The organism is Vreelandella halophila (genome assembly GCF_009856365.1).
In the GTDB taxonomy this organism is placed as follows: domain Bacteria; phylum Pseudomonadota; class Gammaproteobacteria; order Pseudomonadales; family Oleiphilaceae; genus Halospina; species Halospina utahensis_B.
In genome coordinates this window covers 1-805 of sequence record NZ_WMEX01000018.1, presented here as the reverse complement: position 1 = coordinate 805, position 805 = coordinate 1, and the positions used below count along the sequence as shown (strand labels likewise).

The 805-nt window shown below is 50.9% G+C and carries 1 protein-coding gene; it reads left to right on the top strand.

The window, feature by feature from the left end; translation table 11 throughout:
• Nucleotides 1-137: 137 nt before the first annotated feature.
• A partial coding sequence (locus GLW01_RS15460; protein WP_160899671.1) for a protein rep occupies nt 138-805 on the top strand: 668 nt, incomplete at its 3' end.

Here is an 805-nt window from a genome sequence, read left to right as displayed (position 1 = left end):
GTGCGTCAACACTCCCCAACATTTCGAATGTGTCACCTCAGCGGCAAACTCTGGTGACATGTACTGGCTCGCAATGCACAGGTACGTGATGAATATACCACATCAAATCACAGCCTGCCCAGATCGGAGCAGGCTTAATGTCAGAAGATAAATTCCTTTCGGACTACAGCCCCCGTGATGCAGTTTGGGATACCCAACGCACGCTTACCGATTCTGTCGGGGGTATCTACCAGACTGCTGCTGAATTCGAGCGTTATGCACTCCGTATGGCCTCCTGTAGCGGTTTGTTACGTTTTGGTTGGTCTACCATCATGGAAACCGGAGAAACGCGCCTACGGCTTCGTAGTGCGCAATTTTGCCGTGTCCGTCATTGCCCTGTCTGCCAGTGGAGAAGAACCCTCATGTGGCAAGCCCGTTTTTATCAGGCTCTACCGAAAATCGTTGTGGATTACCCGTCTTCCCGATGGTTGTTTCTGACGTTAACTGTCAGGAACTGCGAGATAGGTGAACTTGGAACAGTCCTTACAGCAATGAATGCGGCGTTTAGGCGAATGGAAAAGCGAAAGGAGCTATCACCTGTTCAGGGGTGGATCAGGGCTACGGAGGTGAGGCGAGGTAAGGATGGCAGCGCACATCCGCATTTTCACTGTCTGCTGATGGTGCAACCTTCTTGGTTTAAAGGGAAGAACTACGTTAAGCACGAACGTTGGGTAGAACTCTGGCGCGATTGCTTGCGGGTGAACTATGAGCCGAATATCGATATTCGGGCAGTAAAAACTAAGACAGGTGAGGTTGTGGCCAACGT